The 16,861-nt window shown below is 68.5% G+C and carries 18 protein-coding genes and 1 pseudogene; 16 read left to right on the forward strand and 3 right to left on the reverse strand.

Annotated features, from left to right (window positions below):
- Window positions 1-32 precede the first annotated feature (32 nt).
- Together RWO82_RS06330 and RWO82_RS06335 are read left to right on the forward strand one after the other, a co-directional pair.
- On the forward strand, window positions 33-857 hold the full coding sequence (locus RWO82_RS06330; protein WP_314424850.1) for a LuxR C-terminal-related transcriptional regulator: 825 nt from the start codon (window positions 33-35) through the stop codon (window positions 855-857).
- Between the two features lie 144 nt (window positions 858-1,001).
- Window positions 1,002-1,583 (forward strand): annotated as a pseudogene (locus tag RWO82_RS06335) (recombinase family protein).
- A 248-nt stretch (window positions 1,584-1,831) separates the two neighbouring features.
- On the opposite strand, the gene RWO82_RS06340 reads toward RWO82_RS06335, so the two are convergent.
- Window positions 1,832-2,941: a beta-propeller fold lactonase family protein gene (locus RWO82_RS06340; protein WP_314424852.1), complete on the reverse strand. Its 1,110-nt coding sequence runs from the start codon at window positions 2,939-2,941 to the stop codon at window positions 1,832-1,834.
- Between the two features lie 6 nt (window positions 2,942-2,947).
- Window positions 2,948-4,234, reverse strand: a complete 1,287-nt coding sequence (locus RWO82_RS06345) for an adenylosuccinate synthase (protein WP_314424854.1) — start codon at window positions 4,232-4,234, stop codon at window positions 2,948-2,950.
- A gap of 335 nt (window positions 4,235-4,569) precedes the next feature.
- On the opposite strand from RWO82_RS06345, the gene RWO82_RS06350 reads away from it, so the two are divergent.
- The 14 genes from RWO82_RS06350 to RWO82_RS06415 all read left to right on the forward strand — a co-directional run bounded on the left by RWO82_RS06350 (window position 4,570) and on the right by RWO82_RS06415 (window position 15,818).
- Entirely contained in the window at window positions 4,570-5,502 is a 933-nt protein-coding gene (locus RWO82_RS06350; protein WP_314424856.1) for a DMT family transporter, read from the forward strand.
- Between the two features lie 199 nt (window positions 5,503-5,701).
- Window positions 5,702-6,406: a Pr6Pr family membrane protein gene (locus RWO82_RS06355; RefSeq protein WP_314424858.1), complete on the forward strand. Its 705-nt coding sequence runs from the start codon at window positions 5,702-5,704 to the stop codon at window positions 6,404-6,406.
- A 414-nt stretch (window positions 6,407-6,820) separates the two neighbouring features.
- The gene (locus RWO82_RS06360) at window positions 6,821-7,786 is read left to right on the forward strand and encodes an AAA family ATPase (RefSeq protein WP_314424884.1); all 966 of its coding nucleotides are present in this window, start codon (window positions 6,821-6,823) and stop codon (window positions 7,784-7,786) included.
- 7 nt (window positions 7,787-7,793) lie between these two features.
- Window positions 7,794-8,681: a DUF58 domain-containing protein gene (locus RWO82_RS06365; protein WP_314424860.1), complete on the forward strand. Its 888-nt coding sequence runs from the start codon at window positions 7,794-7,796 to the stop codon at window positions 8,679-8,681.
- Window positions 8,668-9,159: a hypothetical protein gene (locus tag RWO82_RS06370; RefSeq protein WP_314424862.1), complete on the forward strand. Its 492-nt coding sequence runs from the start codon at window positions 8,668-8,670 to the stop codon at window positions 9,157-9,159. Before RWO82_RS06365 ends, RWO82_RS06370 begins: the two co-directional genes overlap by 14 nt.
- Window positions 9,150-10,136, forward strand: coding sequence for a VWA domain-containing protein (locus RWO82_RS06375; protein WP_314424864.1), 987 nt, complete (start codon window positions 9,150-9,152; stop codon window positions 10,134-10,136). The genes RWO82_RS06370 and RWO82_RS06375 overlap by 10 nt, the downstream gene beginning before the upstream one ends.
- Window positions 10,133-11,167: a VWA domain-containing protein gene (locus RWO82_RS06380; protein ID WP_314424866.1), complete on the forward strand. Its 1,035-nt coding sequence runs from the start codon at window positions 10,133-10,135 to the stop codon at window positions 11,165-11,167. Before RWO82_RS06375 ends, RWO82_RS06380 begins: the two co-directional genes overlap by 4 nt.
- Window positions 11,164-12,006 (forward strand): hypothetical protein, encoded by an 843-nt coding sequence (locus tag RWO82_RS06385; RefSeq protein WP_314424868.1) that lies wholly within the window; start codon window positions 11,164-11,166, stop codon window positions 12,004-12,006. Before RWO82_RS06380 ends, RWO82_RS06385 begins: the two co-directional genes overlap by 4 nt.
- Window positions 12,000-13,109: a hypothetical protein gene (locus tag RWO82_RS06390; RefSeq protein WP_314424870.1), complete on the forward strand. Its 1,110-nt coding sequence runs from the start codon at window positions 12,000-12,002 to the stop codon at window positions 13,107-13,109. The genes RWO82_RS06385 and RWO82_RS06390 overlap by 7 nt, the downstream gene beginning before the upstream one ends.
- Window positions 13,110-13,189: 80 nt before the next feature.
- Window positions 13,190-13,480 (forward strand): WXG100 family type VII secretion target, encoded by a 291-nt coding sequence (locus RWO82_RS06395; protein ID WP_314424872.1) that lies wholly within the window; start codon window positions 13,190-13,192, stop codon window positions 13,478-13,480.
- Window positions 13,477-13,998, forward strand: a complete 522-nt coding sequence (locus RWO82_RS06400; protein ID WP_314424874.1) for a hypothetical protein — start codon at window positions 13,477-13,479, stop codon at window positions 13,996-13,998. Before RWO82_RS06395 ends, RWO82_RS06400 begins: the two co-directional genes overlap by 4 nt.
- 8 nt (window positions 13,999-14,006) lie before the next feature.
- A complete protein-coding gene (locus RWO82_RS06405; RefSeq protein WP_314424876.1) occupies window positions 14,007-14,330 on the forward strand; it encodes a hypothetical protein in 324 nt (107 codons plus the stop codon).
- Window positions 14,327-15,130 (forward strand): hypothetical protein, encoded by an 804-nt coding sequence (locus RWO82_RS06410; RefSeq protein WP_314424878.1) that lies wholly within the window; start codon window positions 14,327-14,329, stop codon window positions 15,128-15,130. The genes RWO82_RS06405 and RWO82_RS06410 overlap by 4 nt, the downstream gene beginning before the upstream one ends.
- Before the next feature lie 7 nt (window positions 15,131-15,137).
- Window positions 15,138-15,818, forward strand: coding sequence for a hypothetical protein (locus tag RWO82_RS06415; protein WP_314424880.1), 681 nt, complete (start codon window positions 15,138-15,140; stop codon window positions 15,816-15,818).
- A gap of 33 nt (window positions 15,819-15,851) precedes the next feature.
- On the opposite strand, the gene RWO82_RS06420 is transcribed toward RWO82_RS06415, so the two are convergent.
- Window positions 15,852-16,556, reverse strand: coding sequence for a hypothetical protein (locus RWO82_RS06420; RefSeq protein WP_314424882.1), 705 nt, complete (start codon window positions 16,554-16,556; stop codon window positions 15,852-15,854).
- Window positions 16,557-16,861: the final 305 nt, after the last annotated feature.

A 16,861-nucleotide genomic window follows, 5' to 3' on the forward strand; every position in this document is an offset into this window, starting at 1 on the left:
CATAGGCCTACCTGAGTGGGTAGGTTGTCACCATGGACCTCACCGAACTGGCGTCGCCCGCGTCACGTCAGCATGTCGCCGACCACGACCGAATCGTCGCCGAGCATGCTGACCGGCACGCGATCACGCTCGAATCTATGCTCGCGCTTCTGCGATCGCCCCGCCTCGATGACCGCGCAGCACGCAACATGGCGATCGAGGCGGCAACGAGCGCCTTGATCGGGCTGCGCGCTGTCACCGATCAGGAACGCAGCAGCATCCTCGAACCCGTCGTCGGTGCGTTCGCCCGACTGCAGACCGACCTGCTCCCCCTCGTCCGGTTCGGCGATCTCGACGTGCAGTTCGTTGAGCCGCCCGCGACCGGTCGGGCACTCCCAGGAGAGGTCGCGCACGCGGCGCGCGCCATCGTCCGCAGCTCGGTGCTCGCATTCGCGGATCGCAGCGAGGCTCGGCGGGTGCGCATCCAGTGGGACTGCGACGGCCTGAATCTCCTGATCGGCATCCGAGATGACGGGGCCGGCGAACTTTCCGCACACGACGACTCGATCCGCCCAATCGTCGAACGCGTCACAGCCCTCGACGGTGCGATTGCGGTTTCCTCAACACCCGGCTGGGGGTCCTCAGTCGACATCCGGCTCCCCCTCGATCCGCCGGCGGAACCCGAGCCACTTCCGGAATTCTCACAACTCTCCATGCGCGAACGAGATGTGTTACGGCTTCTCGCATCGGGAGCGCGCAATGCCGAAATCGCGGAAGAGCTCCTCATCTCCGTCAACACGGTGAAGTTCCATGTGTCGAACCTTCTCCGGAAGGTCGGCGCGCGCAATCGGGCGCAGCTTATTGCAACGTCGAGATGATTTTCACCAGCAGTCACCCGTGGTCTACCCGACACCGATCGCAGCGAAAACGACGACACACCCAGCAACTACCTAAGCCTTCGATTCCCGTAAGACTGTCCCGCAAAAATGCCCGGTGAAGGACATAAACGCTACAGTCGTCGCATGCTTGTCGGATACGCCCGCGTCTCAACCTCTGGGCAGGACCTCGCCGCGCAGCGGGACGGCCTCCACTAGCTCGGCGTCGATCCCGAGAACGTGCACGTCGACCACGGCATGACCGGAACGAGCCGTGAACGCCCGGGGCTCCGCGAAGCGCTTGCCGCGGTCCGCAAAGGTGACGTCCTGGTCGTCACCAAGCTCGATCGCCTCGCAAGATCACTCCCCGACGCTCGTGATATCGCCGACGAGCTGACGCGCAAGGGCGTGACGCTGAAGCTCGGAGGTTCCGTCTACGACCCAACCGATCCCGTTCGGCGACTGCTGTTCAACGTCCTCGGGATGGTCGCGGAGTTCGAAGCCGGCCTCATCCGTGCCCGCACGCGCGAGGGGATGGCGATAGCGAAGGCCGCGGGCAAGCTCCGCGGAAAGAAGCCCAAGCTCTCCGTCTCGGAGGAGAAGCACCTGGTCGCGCCGCACCGTGCCGGCACGCACACCACGAGCGAAATCGCCGAGATCTTCGGTGTCGCACGCTCAACCGTGTACCGAGCGAGCCGGCGCGGCGGAGCGAACCCACGCGCCGCCTGACGACACCGAGCGAAGCGAGAAGGACGACACCGAGCGAAGCTGCTCACGGGTCACGGGTGTGTTGTTCCTCGACGCTCCGGCCGGGCAGGTCGTGTCGGTCGCTCGATCGTGGTCGGTCGCTCGTGGTCGGTGTGCACAACTCAGCACAGATGACCCCCGACGAGGCGGGAGAACGGTTTCACGAGCTGGCGCCCTGCATCCGTGCTGAGTTGTGCACAGCGGGAGCCGAGCTCGGCCCGCGCGGCGGCTCAGCGGACGGGAAGGAAGTGCGTCGGGGTCGGCACCACGGTGCGGTGGCGGATACCGAGCGGCGCGCCCGTGCGCTCATCGAGGTCGAGCAGCGCGACCGTGTCGGAGCGCTGACCCGCGACGAGCATCTTGCCCTCGTGCACCAGGTGATGACGCGGCCAGTCCACCCCGGAGTCGGCGAGCGCGAACGGCTCGAGGCTCTCGCCCGCACCGCGCACCCGCAGAGCGGCGATGGTGTTGCTGCCGCGCAGTGCCGTGTAGACGAACTGTCCGTCGCGCGAGCGGGCGAGCTCTGCGGGGAAGTCGGTGCCGATCTCCGCGATGGGGCTCGTGAGCACGGACCCGACGACCGCCCAGGTGCCGTCGACACCGGCCGCGAGCGTGAACACCTCGCACGAGTACTCGGTCACGACATGCAGGTGTCCGCTCGGATGCACGACCATGTGCCGCGGCCCCGTGCCCATCGGCAACGCGACCTCGTGGTCGAGGATCAGCCCGTGGGCGCCGTGCCGCCAGATGCGCACCAGGTCGAAGCCGAGATCGGTCGTCGCGATGCGCCCGTCAGCGAGGAATGCCGCGGCATGCGCGTGCGAGACCCGCTCGCCGCCCTCGGCGGTGCGTGCACCCGCGTAGGGGTCGGATGCCGAGGCGGCGACCCCCGCGGGAGCGGCGGCCTCGAGCGGCTCGCCGAGCAGAGCCGCACGAAGCTCGGCGGCCTTGTTCACGGCATCCGCGATCAAGCGCCCCTGAGGATCCACGCCGATGCGCACGACACGTCCGTCGCCGTAGCAGCTCGCGACCACGAAATCGCCGCGCGGCGCGACGGCCACGTGGCACACTCCGTCACCCACGGCGACCGGCTCGCCGAGAGGCTGCAGGCTCGACTCGCCCGAACGCACGAAAGCCTGCACACCGGCATCCGCCTCGAGCGCCGCATAGACGACGTCGAGGGTGGGATGCTGCGCGAGCCACGACGGCGAGGGGGTCTGCGTGACCGCCCCGCGGTACGCCAGCGAGGTCTGCCGGTCGGCGTCTCCCGCGAGCAGTCCGATCCCCTCGGCCTGCCCGTCCATCGCGGAGCCGTAGCCCCCGACCCAGAAGCGCGTCATCGCAGGTCAGTCGAGCAGGTCGTGGCGCACCACGACCTGGTCGCGCTCGGGACCGACGCCGATCACCGAGATGCGCGTGTTGCTCATGCTCTCGAGCGCAATCACGTAGTCCCGCGCGTTCTGCGGCAGGTCGTCGAACGTGCGTGCCGTCGAGATGTCTTCACTCCACCCCGGGAAGTACTCGAGGATCGGCGTCGCGTGGTGGAAGTCGGTCTGATTGACCGGCACCTCGTCGAAGCGCTGACCGTCGACCTCGTAGGCGACGCACACGGGGATCTGCTCGAGACCGGTGAGGATGTCGAGCTTGGTGAGCACGAGGTCGGTGATGCCGTTGACGCGCGTCGCGTAGCGGGTGATCGGGGCGTCGTACCAGCCGACGCGGCGCGGACGCCCGGTCGTGGTGCCGAACTCGAAGCCGCGCGAGCGCAGCCATTCGCCCTTCTCGTCGAACAGCTCGGTCGGGAAGGGGCCTGATCCCACGCGGGTCGTGTAGGCCTTGACGATGCCGACGATGCGGTCGAGCGCCCCGGGTCCGACGCCCGAGCCCGAGGCCGCCCCCGCGGCCGTCGCCGTCGACGACGTGACGAAGGGGTAGGTGCCGTGGTCGATGTCGAGCATGGTCGCCTGTCCACCCTCGAACACGACGACCTCACCGCGGTCGAGCGCCTCGGCGATCAGGTATCCGGTGTCGGCGACCATCGGACGCAGGCGCTCGGCGTACGAGAGCAGCTCCTCGACGATCTCGTCGACCGTCACCGCGCGGCGGTTGAAGACCTTGACCAGGAGATGGTTCTTCTGATCGAGCGCGCCCTCGACCTTCTGGCGCAGGATGTTCTCGTCGAACAGGTCCTGCACGCGGATGCCGACGCGGTTGATCTTGTCGGCGTAGGCGGGGCCGATGCCGCGACCCGTGGTGCCGATGTTGCGCTTGCCGAGGAAGCGCTCGGTCACCTTGTCGAGAGTGCGGTGGTACTGCGTGATGATGTGGGCGTTCGCGCTGACCTTGAGCCGCGAGACGTCGATGCCGCGGGCGCCGAGCGCCTCGAGTTCGTGGAACAGCACCTCGAGATCGATCACGACGCCGTTGCCGATCACCGGCGTGACGCCGGGCGACAGGATGCCGGAGGGCAGCAGGTGCAGCGCGTACTTCTCGTTGCCGACCACCACGGTGTGACCGGCGTTGTTCCCGCCGTTGAACTTGACGACCCAGTCGGTGCGCTCGCCGAGCAGGTCGGTGGCCTTGCCCTTGCCTTCATCGCCCCACTGGACGCCGACGATAACGATTCCTGGCATGGGTATCCCCCTTGCTTTCGCCGGGTTTGCACCGGCTGATGAGCTGGCCCTTGTCGGGCGGCTCCATCCTATCGAAGGTCGTTCGTCGACCCTCCGGGCCGTGGAGTGGCGAGGCTTCGCTGCAGGCGGATGCCGCCCGTGGCCGTGCATCTGCGTGACCGATTCACGGATGCAGGGCGAGAGCTCGGAGTTCGCCCTGCATCCGTACGTTCACCCTGCAGATGCACGACCGAAACAGGCTCTGCGGGAGGAGCGGCGGAGGGCTGGCGGAAAAGCATCGGATGCTGTCGCTCGCGCGCATGGCCGATGTCGGTGGCCGGTGCCAGGATCGAAGGATGCCGAAGACCGGTCGCGCGAGCCGCGACGACAGCCCGATCACATCGAAGCCCCGATCCCAGGGGCCGCTCGTGCTCGTCGCCGCCCTGGTGACGGTGGTGCTGTGGGCGTCGGCGTTCATCGGCATCCGCGGCGCGGGGCCGCACTTCGATCCCGGCGCGATGGCGCTGCTGCGCATGGCCGTGGGCACGGCGGCGCTCGCGATCATCGCGGTGCGCCACGGCATCCGTCTTCCCGAACGCCGCCACTGGTGGCTCGTCGCCGTGTGGGGGATCGGCTGGTTCTGCGTCTACAACCTCGCCCTCAACGCCGCCGAGCACACGCTCGATGCCGGCACAGCGGCGATGGTCGTGAACCTCGCGCCGCTCATGGTCGTGGTCTTCAGCGGGCTCTTCCTGAGGGAGGGCTTTCCCAAGCCGCTCATCATCGGAGCGCCGATCGCGTTCCTCGGCGTCGTGCTGATCGGCATGAACTCGTCGACGAGCGAGGGCCCCGACATCACCGGCTTGCTGCTCGCGCTGCTCGCCGCCGTGATGTACGCGGGGTGCACCCTGTTGCAGAAGCGCCTGCTCAGCGCGGGCACCGACGCGACCACGTTGACGTTCCTCGGTGCCGCCGCCGGCACGGTCGCGCTGCTCCCCTGGGCGGGCAGCCTGATCGGCGCTCTCCAGACGGCTCCGCTCGACTCGACGCTGTGGGTCGTGTACCTCGGCATCTTCCCGACGGCGATCGCCTTCACGACGTGGGCCTACGTCCTGCAGCGCAGCACCGCCGGACAGACCTCGGCCACGACGTATGTGGTGCCGGCGATCGCGATCCTCATGTCGTGGGCGATCCTCGGCGAGGTGCCGACTCCGCTCATGTTCGTCGGCGGCGCGCTGTGCCTGCTCGGCGTGCTCGTGACCCGGATGCGCTGGGGCCGTCGCTCCTGACGATCGCGACTCTCCCGTTCGCTGTGCACATGCGGCATCGAGAACTCAGCCAGGAAGCGGGCTGGGAATGCGGAACCGACCCCGGGTCGTCCTGTCGATGCACATTCGACTCTGCATCGCGCGGCGTGCGGACGCGGTCGCGGTATCGGTCCTGGGGCGCGCGGAACCCTGACCGATAAGGTGAGCGGCAGAGGTGACCATGATCACGACCTGGTGGCCCTATGCGCGACTCGCGGCAGCCGCTCTGTCGCTCGCAGCCGTCATCGCCCAGCTCTCTCTGACCGTGCGGGTGGCGCTCGAAGCCACGACGCCGTGGGGCTCGCACCTGCCGACGGTGGCGGCGAACTTCCTCAGCTTCTTCACGATCGAGTCGAACCTGCTCGCGTCGATCGTGATGATCATCGGCGCGATCTGGGCCTTGCGTCACCGCGGAGATGCCGAGCAGGAACCGCGCTGGCTCGCCGTGCTGCTGGTCTGCGTCAGCACCTACATGATCGTCACCGGGCTCGTGTACAACACACTGCTCCGCGGCATCGAGCTGCCGCAGGGCACCACCGTTCCATGGTCGAACGAGGTGCTGCACGTGGTGTTCCCGCTGTTCCTGCTGCTGGATGTGCTATTCGCGCCGCGGCGACGGGCCCTGCCCTGGAGCACGGTGTTCGTCGCCGCGATCTTCCCGCTCGTCTGGGCGGCCTACACGATGATCCGTGCGAACCTCATCACCGCCCCCTCGACCGGCAACGCCTGGTGGTATCCGTATCCGTTCCTCGACCCGCGGCTCGTCGGCGGGTACGTCGGTGTCGCGGGCTATGTGCTCGGCATCGCCGCGGCCATCATCGGCGTCGCCGCGCTCGTGGTGTGGGTGGGTCGCAGACGCGGCGCATCGGTCCTCGTCGGCGCCTGACGGCATCCGTCATCCGGAGCCGACCCGCGCACGTGCATGCTCGAATCACACATGCATGCTCGGACGGCGGTTCTGAGCATGCATCTGTGATCCAGAACTGCAGGTGCGCCGGATGCTGGGCCGGGGAGTGGGGATGGGTCCCCCTCCCCGGCAGGGATCACCGGGATCCGATGCGGTTACGCTGGTCGACGGGGGATCGTCGACGCGTCCCCGTGGGAACGAGGAGACACACCGATGAACGAGCCCTACTCGCCCGGCCCCTCTGCCGGTTCGACACCGCCGCCTCCGCCCGCGCCCCCGGGACACGCCGTACCGCCGGCTCCCCCTGCGGCCCGTGCCGAGGCACCCGCCGGCTCCGCCACGTCGACCGCGACCTCCGCATCCACGAACTCCGCTGCTCCCACCGACGCCGAGATGCGTCGCGCGGCCGAGGTGCTGAAGACCGTGTCCGACGCGTACTCGGCCAAGATGGTCGGCCAGGAGCGTCTGCGCATGAGCCTGCTGATCTCACTGATCGCGGGCGGCCACATCCTGCTCGAGAGCGTGCCCGGCCTCGCCAAGACCACCGCCGCGAGCACGCTCGCCGACACCGTGAAGGCGCAGTTCAAGCGCATCCAGTGCACCCCCGACCTGCTGCCCAGTGACATCACCGGCAACCAGATCTACGACGCGGCGACCGGTTCGTTCCGCACCGTGCTCGGCCCGGTGCACGCCAACTTCGTGCTGCTCGACGAGATCAACCGCTCGAGTGCCAAGACCCAGAGCGCCATGCTCGAGGCGATGCAGGAGCATCAGACCACGATCGGCGGCGAGGTGCACCATCTGCCCAAGCCGTTCCTCGTGATCGCGACGCAGAATCCGATCGAGCAGGAGGGCACGTACGAGCTGCCCGAGGCGCAGATGGACCGCTTCCTCCTCAAGGAGATCGTCGAGTACCCGAGCCCGGCCGAGGAGTTCGAGATCCTCGGGCGCATCGACTCGGGCGTGCTCGACCCCGACCGCCACGTCTCGAGCGCCATCACGCTCGACGACGTGCATCTGCTGCAGGACGTCGCGAGCCGGGTGTACGTCGACCCGGCCATCCGCAACTACATCGTGTCGATCGCCTATGTCACCCGGAATCCCGCGCCCTACATCGGTGAGGAGCGCGCCCGCTACATCAAGTACGGCGCGAGCCCCCGTGCGAGCATCGCGTTCCTGCAGGCGTCGCGCGCGCTGGCGCTGCTGAACGGCCGCGCGCACGTGCTCCCGGAGGACATCCGGTCGCTGCGCCATCTCGTGCTGCGGCACCGCGTGCTGCTGACGTTCGAGGCCGATGCCGAGGGCATCCGCAGCGAGGAGATCATCGACCAGATCTTCGCCTCCGTCCCCACTCCGTGAGCCCCGGATGCCCAGCCTGATCGCCCGGGTGAAGAGCAAGCTCTTCATCCACTCGTCGCGCAAGTCGCTGCATGCGCTCGACGGCGCCTACGCGTCGCTGCTGCACGGTCGCAGCCTCGACTTCGAGGACCTGCGCAAATACGAGTACGGCGATCAGGTGCGCGACATCGATTGGCGGGCCACGGCCAGACTGGGCACTCCGCTGGTCAAGAGGCACCGCGCGATGCGCATGCACACGATCCTCTTCGTCGTCGACACGGGGCGTTCGATGTCGGCGCTGGCCCGGGACGAGAAGCCGAAGAAGGATCTGGCGATCCTCGCGACCGGCATGCTCGGCGTGCTCGCGCTGCGTCACGGCGACGACTTCTCGCTCGTGCACGGCGACGCGGCCGGAGTTCGCCGACGCGCCCCGGGCCGCAGCGAGGGCGCGCTCGAGCACGCGCTGCGCACGATCGACGGAGCGATCTCGGGAAGCACGGCGCCCAGCGACCGCGATGCCCTGCTGTCGTACGTCACGCGCACGATCTCGCGACGCATGATCGTCGTCGTCGTGACCGACGAAGCGGCGATCACGACGGAGACCGAGCGGATGCTGCGCCGGCTGCGCGTGCAGCACGACGTGCTGTGGCTCACACTGCGCGACGCGGATCCGGTGCTCGACCACACGACGAAGACGGTCCGCGCCGACGTCGACAGTCTCTGGGAGGTGCCGGACTTCGCGCAGGGCGACCTCGACATCGTGGGAGAGCTCATGGCGCAGACGCAGGCTGATGCCGCGCGCCTGGCCGATCTGCTCACCCGCATGGAGATCAGCCACGGGGTGCTCTCCGGCCAGGACGATGCGATCTCGCAGCTGCGGCAGCTGCTGAACCGGAGGTCGCATGCCCGGCTCTGACGAGCTCTATCCCCCCGGCCAGTACGGCTGGGGCTGGATCCTCCTGGCGATCGGCGTACTGGTGCTCCTGATCGCGGCCGCCTGGGTCGTGACCCTGCTGACTCGCCCGCGGCGCGACCTCACGCTCACCGCCGACCAGGCGCAGCCGATGCTGCAGACGACCGATGTGCTCTCGCAGCTGCGCGTGGAGTATCTGCAGAGCATCCAGCGCATCGAAGACGACTACCGCGCGCGGACGCTCTCGGCACGCAACGCCAATCTCGAGCTGAGCCGCGTCGTGCGTGCATTCGTCAACGAGTACAGCGGTCTCGAAGCACCGGTGCTCGCACTCGACGACCTGGTCGCGCGCGGCGTGCATCCGGCCCTCATCGATGCGATGCAGCGGCATTACTACCCGAGCATCTTCCGGCAGGGACCGGCGATCGATCCGCTCGCCGGAGCAGAGGCGGCCAGAACGGTGGTGCGCTCATGGCACTAGCGAACGGGTGGATGCTGCTCGTCGCCGCCGGCATCGTGATCGCCGCGGTGGCGATCGGGCTGCTGCTCGGTCTGCGGCGCACCGGCCGATCCGACCCCCACGAGCGGGCGCGCATCGCACGTGCCGAGCGGGTGCGCGCGCTCCCCGCGTTCCGCACGGCGCTGCACCGCCGCATCGTCGCACTCTGCGGCATCCTGCTCCTCGGCGTCCTCGCGATCGTCTCGGCCGGCGTGGTCGCGGCCCGACCGATGTCGTCGCAGACGATCCAGCCCGTCAACACGAGCCGTGACATCATGCTGTGCCTCGACGTCTCGGGGTCGATGACCGAGGTCGACGTCGAGGTGCTCACCGTGTTCGAGGAGCTTCTGAAGGAGTTCGAAGGCGAGCGCATCGGACTCACGATCTTCAACAGCTCGCCCGTGCAGATCTTCCCCCTCACGGACGACTACCCGTTCATCCGCGAGCACCTGCAGAGCATCCGAGAGAGCTTCGATTTCGTCGAGCAGACTCCCGAGCACTGGGTGGGCACGATGAACGGGAACGGTGCCTCGCTCATCGGCGACGGCCTCGCGGCCTGTGCGCTCGCATTCGACCACCCCGACGACGAGCGTTCTCGGTCGATCATCTTCGCGACCGACAACGAGATCAACGGCGCGTCGATCGTGACCCTGCAGGAGGCCGCGGCCTATGCGAAGTCGGTCGGCGTGCGCGTCTTCAGCCTGAACCCCGTGCAGGGCAAGGATGCCGAGGTCAGTGCCGAGCTCGCGGAAGCGGCCGAGACCACCGGCGGCACCGCGTACGGGCTGCGCGACACCACCACTGTGGAAGACATCGTCGCTCAGGTGCAGGAGCAGGAGGCCACGGCCCTCCAGGGCCAGGCTCAGGTCGTGTGGAGCGACAGCCCCGATCTCTGGATCGTCGTGCTCATGATCTCGACCCTGGCCTTCGTCGTGGTGCTGTGGAGGGTGAGACTGTGATCTTCCAGCCCGTGCTCAACATCTTCCTCCTGGTGCTGCTGTTCGCCCCGGTGGCCGCGTTGGCAGTGCTCGCGCTGGTCAAGGCTCCGACCACCGGCTCCGGCACGAGATCCGGGGTCCGAGCGCTCTGGGCCCTGCGGCTCGTGATGCTGCTCGCGTGCTTCGTGATGCTGCTCCGGCCCGGCATCCCCGGTGGCACGACGCAGACCCTGGCCACCGACACCGACATCGTGCTCGTGGTCGACACCACCGCGAGCATCGTCGCCGAGGACTGGGCCGAGGGCGAGCCGCGGCTCGACGGTGTGCGCGCAGACGTGCAGAAGATCGTCGACGAGTATCCGGGGGCGCGCTTCGCGCTGATCACCTTCGACGCGTCCGCCGACGTCCGGATGCCGCTCACGACCGACACGACCTCTCTGGTTTCGTCTCTCGAGGTGCTGCGCCCCGAGGTCACGAGCCGCTCACGCGGCAGCTCGGTCGGGATCGCCGCCGAACAGCTGCAGGAGACGCTGTCGAGTGCCGCCGCGAACTCGGAGGATCGTTCGCGCATGGTGTTCTACTTCGGCGACGGCGAGCAGACGGCGCTGTCTCCCCCCGAATCGTTCGAGGACAGTGCGCCGTTCACAGACGCCGGCGCGGTGTTCGGCTACGGCACCGCCGAGGGCGGTCCGATGAAGCTGACCACGGGATCGCTCGATCCGGCGGAGGGCGAGGGCTACATCGAGTACCAGGGATCGAACGCGCTGTCGGTCATCGACGAGGCGAACCTGCAGACGATCGCGGATGAGCTCGGAGTCGAGTACCAGCACCGCACCGCCGACTCCGAGCCGGTGCTGCCCGAGGCCCCGGCGACGACCGTGGGGTACTCCGACTCGGGAGAGGTCGGTAACGTGACCGAGCTCTACTGGATCGCCGCCCTCGTCATGGCCGCTCTGCTGGGCGTCGAGCTCGCGCGGGCGACCATGCTCGTGGCTCGCCTGCGCCGCCTGCGTTCCGCCTCTCGCACGACGACCGATGGAGATGTCTCATGACGACTCCGCTCCTCCCTCCCGGCGCCCCGACACCGCCGGAGGAACCCATCAGCGCCGCCGAGAAGACCGCCGCTCCGCAGACACCCGCCGAGCTCCGGGCGACCGCCGCGGCGGCCCTGCTCGCGTCGAATCGACGACGACGCCGCATCCGGCTGTGGGTCGGCCTCTGCACCCTGCCCCTCACGCTCGCCGCGCTGCTGTTCGTCGGCAAGCTGCTCAGCATGTACGCCTTCGCGCATCAGTCGATCAGCTCCTATGTGGCCGACGACTACGCCGGAGCGGAGTCCGCGGCGCGCGGGCAGGAGTTCCTCAACTGGTTCGAGCCCTACAAGGCCCCGTTCAATGTGGCCACGGCTCTCGCCGGGGCCGAGAAGCTGCCGGAGTCGCGTGCGAAGTTCGAGGAGTCGCTGGAACTCGCGACCGGCCTCGAGGTGTGCAGCGTGCGCATCAACCTCGCGATCGTGATCGAGAGGATGGGCGACGCGGCCCGCGCCGACGGAGACGGCGCGGGCGCCGCCGAGCTCTATGGCGAGGCGCTGACCGTGACGGCCGAGATGCCCGAGGAGTGCAACAGCGACGAGGCGCAGGAGCAGTCGTCCGACCCGGACCGCGACATGCAGCAGAGCCGCGAAGACCTCGAGGACCGCCTGAAGCAGAAGCAGCAGGAAGAGGAGCAGACTCCGCCGGAGGAGCCGCAGCAGGAAGAGCCGGAGCAGCAGGAGCAGCCGTCGGACGAGAAGATCGAGGACCTCCAGAAGCAGCTCGAGCAGGGCACTCAGGAGCGCGACCAGCGTGACGGCGACGATGACGGCGGCTCGGGAACGGACAAGCCATGGTGAGTGATCACGAGAGGCAGCGCGCGCGGTACGTCGCCGGCAGCGAGGGAGCCCCGCCCGTCCCGCCACCCGGCGGCTATCACAACGCCCGCCGTGCATCCGGTCCCGTGCTGCCGTCGCCCGCGGTGCCCGGGCTCACGGCCACCGCCACGGCAGAGCCGTCCCCGAAGACCGCGAGCCCCCTCGGATGGATCGCGCTCGTCATCGGCATCCTGTTCGCCGTCATCCTGCTGATCGTCCTCGCCGCGGGCGGCACCGACGCGCTCTACGGCGTCACGATGCTCACCCTGCAGTTGATCGTCGTCGCCGTCATCGTCGGTGCCCTGTTCTCGCCCCGCGCACGGAAGTTCGCGGCGATCGCCCTCGCGCTCACGGTCGTCGTCAACGTCGCGACCGTCGGAGGCGTCGGCGCCGTGCGCACCTCGGCGACCGGCAGCTACGACGGGGTGAAGAGCGACGAGCAGAAGCACGAGGAGGCATACCCCGGCATCAAGGACCAGAACCCCCGGGATGCCCTCGACCAGCAGTCGCTGGAAGAGGTGCGCGCCGCGGCCGACGCGCTGTTCGCCGACGTCCGCCGACGCGTCACCGACGAGTTCGGCTACGAATGGGTGCAGGTCGGCGAGGAGGATCTGCGCCCCGAGCGCAACGGCTACGGCGGAGAGTCGATGCTCATCGAGTACACGTCGATCGGCTGGGCGACCACCGAGCCCATCCACGACTACGACGTGAAGCTGCAGGTGATGGACCTGATCGACGACGTGATCGCGGAGCACGGCCTGTCGTACCTCTACTCGTTCAACGACGAGTACTCGGGCATCGAGCCCGCCATGAAGCAGAAGCTCTACGGCAGCGACGACCCGCGCCTGCAGCACACCTGGGAGTACTACGCCGAGAACTACCCCGAGCCGATGCGTTTCTACGCCAACATCTTCGACCTCGCGAACGATGCGACCGGGGACTTCCGCACGGCGCGGGAGGCGCAGAGCGCGCGCACCGGTGAACCGTTGGAGGGTCTGCAGATGGTCGTCATCGCGAGCGCTCTGCTCAGCGAGGCCGACCGCGCCGAGTTCGAGCAGAGGCTGCGGGAGTACCCCGGATTCTGAGTGCGGGAGCAGTCCGGCACCCTCCGCGCACATCAGGATCGCCCCTAGCGATATTCCGCTACCTCAGTAGACTCGTGGGCATGAGTCCCGTGAAGTCATACGACCCGGGGCGCATACGGGGGGTAGCGGCTGCGGTGGGAGAGGCCAACCGCAGCATCGCTGAAGCCTTGGATGCGCTCGATGCAGAAGTGTCCACACTCCGAGCGGCGTGGAGCGGCGAAGCCTCCGACGCCTACGACGCGGCCCAGGCCCAGTGGTCGGCTCGTCTCACCGAGATGAACCGCATCCTGGCACTCGCCTCGGGCGCCGCCGCGAACAGCGCCGAGCGATACGCGCGCGGGCGATCGAAGATCGAGGCGAGGTGGGCATGACCGGCGCCGAGCAGCCCTCGCTCCTCGAACGGATGCAGCTGCTGCAGGCGCAGAGCGCCGCCCTGCAGGACCAGCTGCGCCAGACGCAGAAAGACGTGGAGCGCGAGCTCGCGCAGTACGTCCCGCCGAACCCGGTGAATGTGACGGTGTCGCTGAGCGACACCGGATTCCCGGCGGGCCTGGAGGTCGTGGGGCCGGAGCAGGACCGCACCGCAGCGATCTACGCGTCAGCCATCACCACGGCGTTCCAGCTCTCACAGGCGACCGGACCCGCTCTGCCGATCGAGGCCTCGACCGCGATCATCGATGCGATCACCTCGGGGCAGGAGCTTCCCGCCACGACGATCTCCGACGACTTCGGGCAGTTCTCGGTGACGGCATCCTTCGGCTCCGTGCGCGGGGTCGAACTGAAGGACCAGTGGGTGCAGTCCTGCACCGACCAGCTGATCGCGGAGGAGATCCTCCGCGTCGCCCAGCACGCAGCGAAGGCGTCGGACGCCTTCCACCGATTCGAGTAGGGGGAACCATGGCCGATTACGACGAGGAAGCGCTGCGCGACGATGCGAATGGCTCGTGGCAGCCGTGGAGTCAGCAGCTGCAGAAATGGGGCGAGACGATCGACGCCATCTCCCTGGACAGGCAGGCGTTCTCCATCGCCCCGGGATCCGATGAGCTGTTCGGCGCATTCACGACCGCACTGAACTCGGTGCGCACCTACGTGGGCGAGGGCGAAGAGGTCTTCGAGGGCATCGCACGAGCCCTGCTCGACTCCGCCATCGAGTACATGGAGATGGAAGGCTACGCGGCCGATGAGATCGCCCGCGTCGAACGGGAGATGGCAGCACTGTGAGCAGCTACGTCGACGTCCTGCGCGAACAGATCGTCTCCCAGCTCGATCAGGCGGAAGACCGCGTGAACGATGCCATCCGGGTCGCACCGGGTCTCATCCGCGCCGCGGTCGAGGCCGCCGCAGACCACTACCTCGGCACCGTCGCCGTGCTGATCCCCGACGCGGCGATCGACTGGCTCTCCGAGCAGATCACCTCGGCCGCCCTGGCCGCGCTGCAGGACTGCCTGGTGCGCATCGCGGTCCTGCGCGAGGCCGCCGCATACCTCGGCAGTCCCGACGACCTCCGGGCCGTGGCCGAGAAGCTCGGCGAGATCGGCGGCTACGCGTCTGCGATGGACATCAACAAGGATGCTCTCGACGGTCTGATGTCGTGGGACGACGGTGAGCCGACCCGGCGCTACGAGGTCGCGGTCGAGAACCAGATCGACGACCTGGCCAAGGTCGCAACGGCGATGAGCTCGATCAAGGACGTGCTCCGCACGCACGCCGACGACATCGAGAACTACTACCTGCAGCTTCTCGCCCTGGTCGTGGGAGCCGTCGCCGCGATCCTCGGCGTGGTCGCAGCGATCCTCAGCCTCATCGCGGGTGCGCTCACCTTCACGACCGGAGCCGGACCGGTGATCGGCATCATCGCGGCGGCTCTGTCGCTCGTGACGGCCATGATCGGGGTCGTGGTGTCGGGCATCGCCGCCGTGCAGCTGTTCGTGACCTCGACGCAGGGTGCGGCGAACAAGCTCGACGCCCTGCAGATCGATGCGCTCGAGTGGAGGAAGCCGTCCTTTGCGCAGATCGAGTAGAGCCGGTGTGCTGCTGGCATCCGGGATTCTCGCGCTGGTGCCGCTCGTGCTGACGGGATGCGCCGGCGGGTCCGGCAGGCCGGAGCCGACCGCGGTCGTCTCCGAGTACCTCGAGGCGATCGCATCGGGCGACGCCGCCACGGCGACCGAGCTCGACGCGGCTGCGGTCGCGGCGCAGCACGCGGGGTCGACGACCGAGGAGGTCGGCGACTTCGAGACGCTCCGCACGGATGCGGTGCTGCAGGGCGCCGAGGGGCGCATCGAGAGCGTGTCGGTGGAGACGCGCGCGGCGCCCGTCGGTGGAGACGACGATGTGCGTCGCGTGCTCTTCACGTACGAACTCGACGGCGAGGAGACCAGTTCGTCGTTGCAGGTGAAGTGGGACGAGTCGTCGTCGGCATGGGAGCTCACCCAGTCGCTCACGCTCTCGATGTCGATCGAGGCCGTGCAGAGCAAGGTCTCCCTCGAGCCCGCGCCCTTCCGCATCGGCGGCGTCGACGAGATCCTGGCGACGGATGCGCAGGACGCACCTCTGCTGTATCTCGTCTACCCGGGGGTGTACCGCATCACCTCGGAGATCCCGAGGGAGCTGCTGCTCCCGGGCACCGACACCGCGCAGACGGTGGTCGCCGCGATGCCGGGAGACGTCTTCGTGCAGTTCGACGTCAGCGCACTTCCTTCGAAGTGATCCTCGGCTCGTCGACTCGGCTGACGATCGGCGTCACGCGAGCGACAGCCCTGCGGCGAGCGCGAAACCCAGCACGGTCGCGAGCCCTGTGACGGTCTTCGCCTTCTGCTGAGCATCGGGCACCATCGAGTCGACGAGCATCACGAGCAGAGCTCCCGCGGCGAACCCGCTCGCCGCCGATCGGAACGCGTCTCCGGTGACACTCGCGAGTGCGAAGCCCGCGACCGTCGCGACGGCGCAGATCACCGCGATGCCCGCCCAGATCAGCATCACCCGCGCTTTCGTCATCCCGCCTTCGAGCAGGTCGGCGGCGGAGCCGATCGACTCGGGCAGGTTCGAGACGACGATCGCCACGACGAGGGCGATGCTCACGGGTTCTCCGGATGCGAGCCCGATGCCGAGCACGAGCTGCTCCGGGATGCCGTCGAGCAGAGCACCGAGGGCGAGGGGTGCACCGGCGCTACGGTCCTTCGACTTCGCGGCGCGTGCGTCGAGCATGCGGTCTGCGGTGAAGTACGCCAGTGCTCCTGCGACCACGCCGGTGATGAGCGGGATCGGCCCCGCGATGTTCAGGCCCTCCTGCCACAGCTCGAACGCGATGGAGGCCATGAGGGCACCGGCGCCGAAACCCAGCACGATCCCGAGCCAGCGAGGCGGCCAGGTGCGCAGCAGCGCGAGCACCGCCCCGACGAACAGGGGCGACGCGGCGACGAGACCCCAGAGGATCGCCTGTGACATGTGCCGCCTCCTTCAGGGACACTATGCCACTGCGAGCGCCGTCCCGTCGGCATCGCCGACCCGCCGTTCGGGCTTGGCCCGTGGGGCGCTGGGCCTATGGGGCGCTGGGCCTGTGGGGCGCTGAGATCCGGACGACCGCGCCAGATCCGCACGCGCACGCACCCCGCATCCGCTCCTCGCGCCGTTCACCGGATCTCGCGCGGGCCGCATCCGCATCCGCTGCCGAGATCCGGTTGACCGCGCCAGATCCGCACGCGCACGCACCCCGCATCCGCTTCTCGCGCCGTTCACCGGATCTCGCGCGG

Origin of the sequence: uncultured Microbacterium sp., assembly GCF_963521645.1 — a bacterium.
Taxonomy (GTDB): Bacteria; Actinomycetota; Actinomycetes; order Actinomycetales; family Microbacteriaceae; genus Microbacterium.

Excerpts from the sequence above, each read along its gene's own strand:
- RWO82_RS06400 (WP_314424874.1), top strand. The coding sequence starts at position 13,477 with ATGACCGGCGCCGAGCAGCCCTCGCTCCTCGAACGGATGCAGCTGCTG.
- RWO82_RS06375 (WP_314424864.1), top strand. The coding sequence starts at position 9,150 with ATGGCACTAGCGAACGGGTGGATGCTGCTCGTCGCCGCCGGCATCGTG.
- RWO82_RS06395 (WP_314424872.1), top strand. The coding sequence starts at position 13,190 with ATGAGTCCCGTGAAGTCATACGACCCGGGGCGCATACGGGGGGTAGCG.
- RWO82_RS06355 (WP_314424858.1), top strand. The coding sequence starts at position 5,702 with ATGATCACGACCTGGTGGCCCTATGCGCGACTCGCGGCAGCCGCTCTG.
- RWO82_RS06345 (WP_314424854.1), bottom strand. The coding sequence starts at position 4,234 with ATGCCAGGAATCGTTATCGTCGGCGTCCAGTGGGGCGATGAAGGCAAG.
- RWO82_RS06365 (WP_314424860.1), top strand. The coding sequence starts at position 7,794 with ATGCCCAGCCTGATCGCCCGGGTGAAGAGCAAGCTCTTCATCCACTCG.
- RWO82_RS06350 (WP_314424856.1), top strand. The coding sequence starts at position 4,570 with ATGCCGAAGACCGGTCGCGCGAGCCGCGACGACAGCCCGATCACATCG.
- RWO82_RS06340 (WP_314424852.1), bottom strand. The coding sequence starts at position 2,941 with ATGACGCGCTTCTGGGTCGGGGGCTACGGCTCCGCGATGGACGGGCAG.
- RWO82_RS06420 (WP_314424882.1), bottom strand. The coding sequence starts at position 16,556 with ATGTCACAGGCGATCCTCTGGGGTCTCGTCGCCGCGTCGCCCCTGTTC.
- RWO82_RS06370 (WP_314424862.1), top strand. The coding sequence starts at position 8,668 with ATGCCCGGCTCTGACGAGCTCTATCCCCCCGGCCAGTACGGCTGGGGC.
- RWO82_RS06405 (WP_314424876.1), top strand. The coding sequence starts at position 14,007 with ATGGCCGATTACGACGAGGAAGCGCTGCGCGACGATGCGAATGGCTCG.
- RWO82_RS06390 (WP_314424870.1), top strand. The coding sequence starts at position 12,000 with ATGGTGAGTGATCACGAGAGGCAGCGCGCGCGGTACGTCGCCGGCAGC.
- RWO82_RS06330 (WP_314424850.1), top strand. The coding sequence starts at position 33 with ATGGACCTCACCGAACTGGCGTCGCCCGCGTCACGTCAGCATGTCGCC.
- RWO82_RS06385 (WP_314424868.1), top strand. The coding sequence starts at position 11,164 with ATGACGACTCCGCTCCTCCCTCCCGGCGCCCCGACACCGCCGGAGGAA.
- RWO82_RS06360 (WP_314424884.1), top strand. The coding sequence starts at position 6,821 with ATGCGTCGCGCGGCCGAGGTGCTGAAGACCGTGTCCGACGCGTACTCG.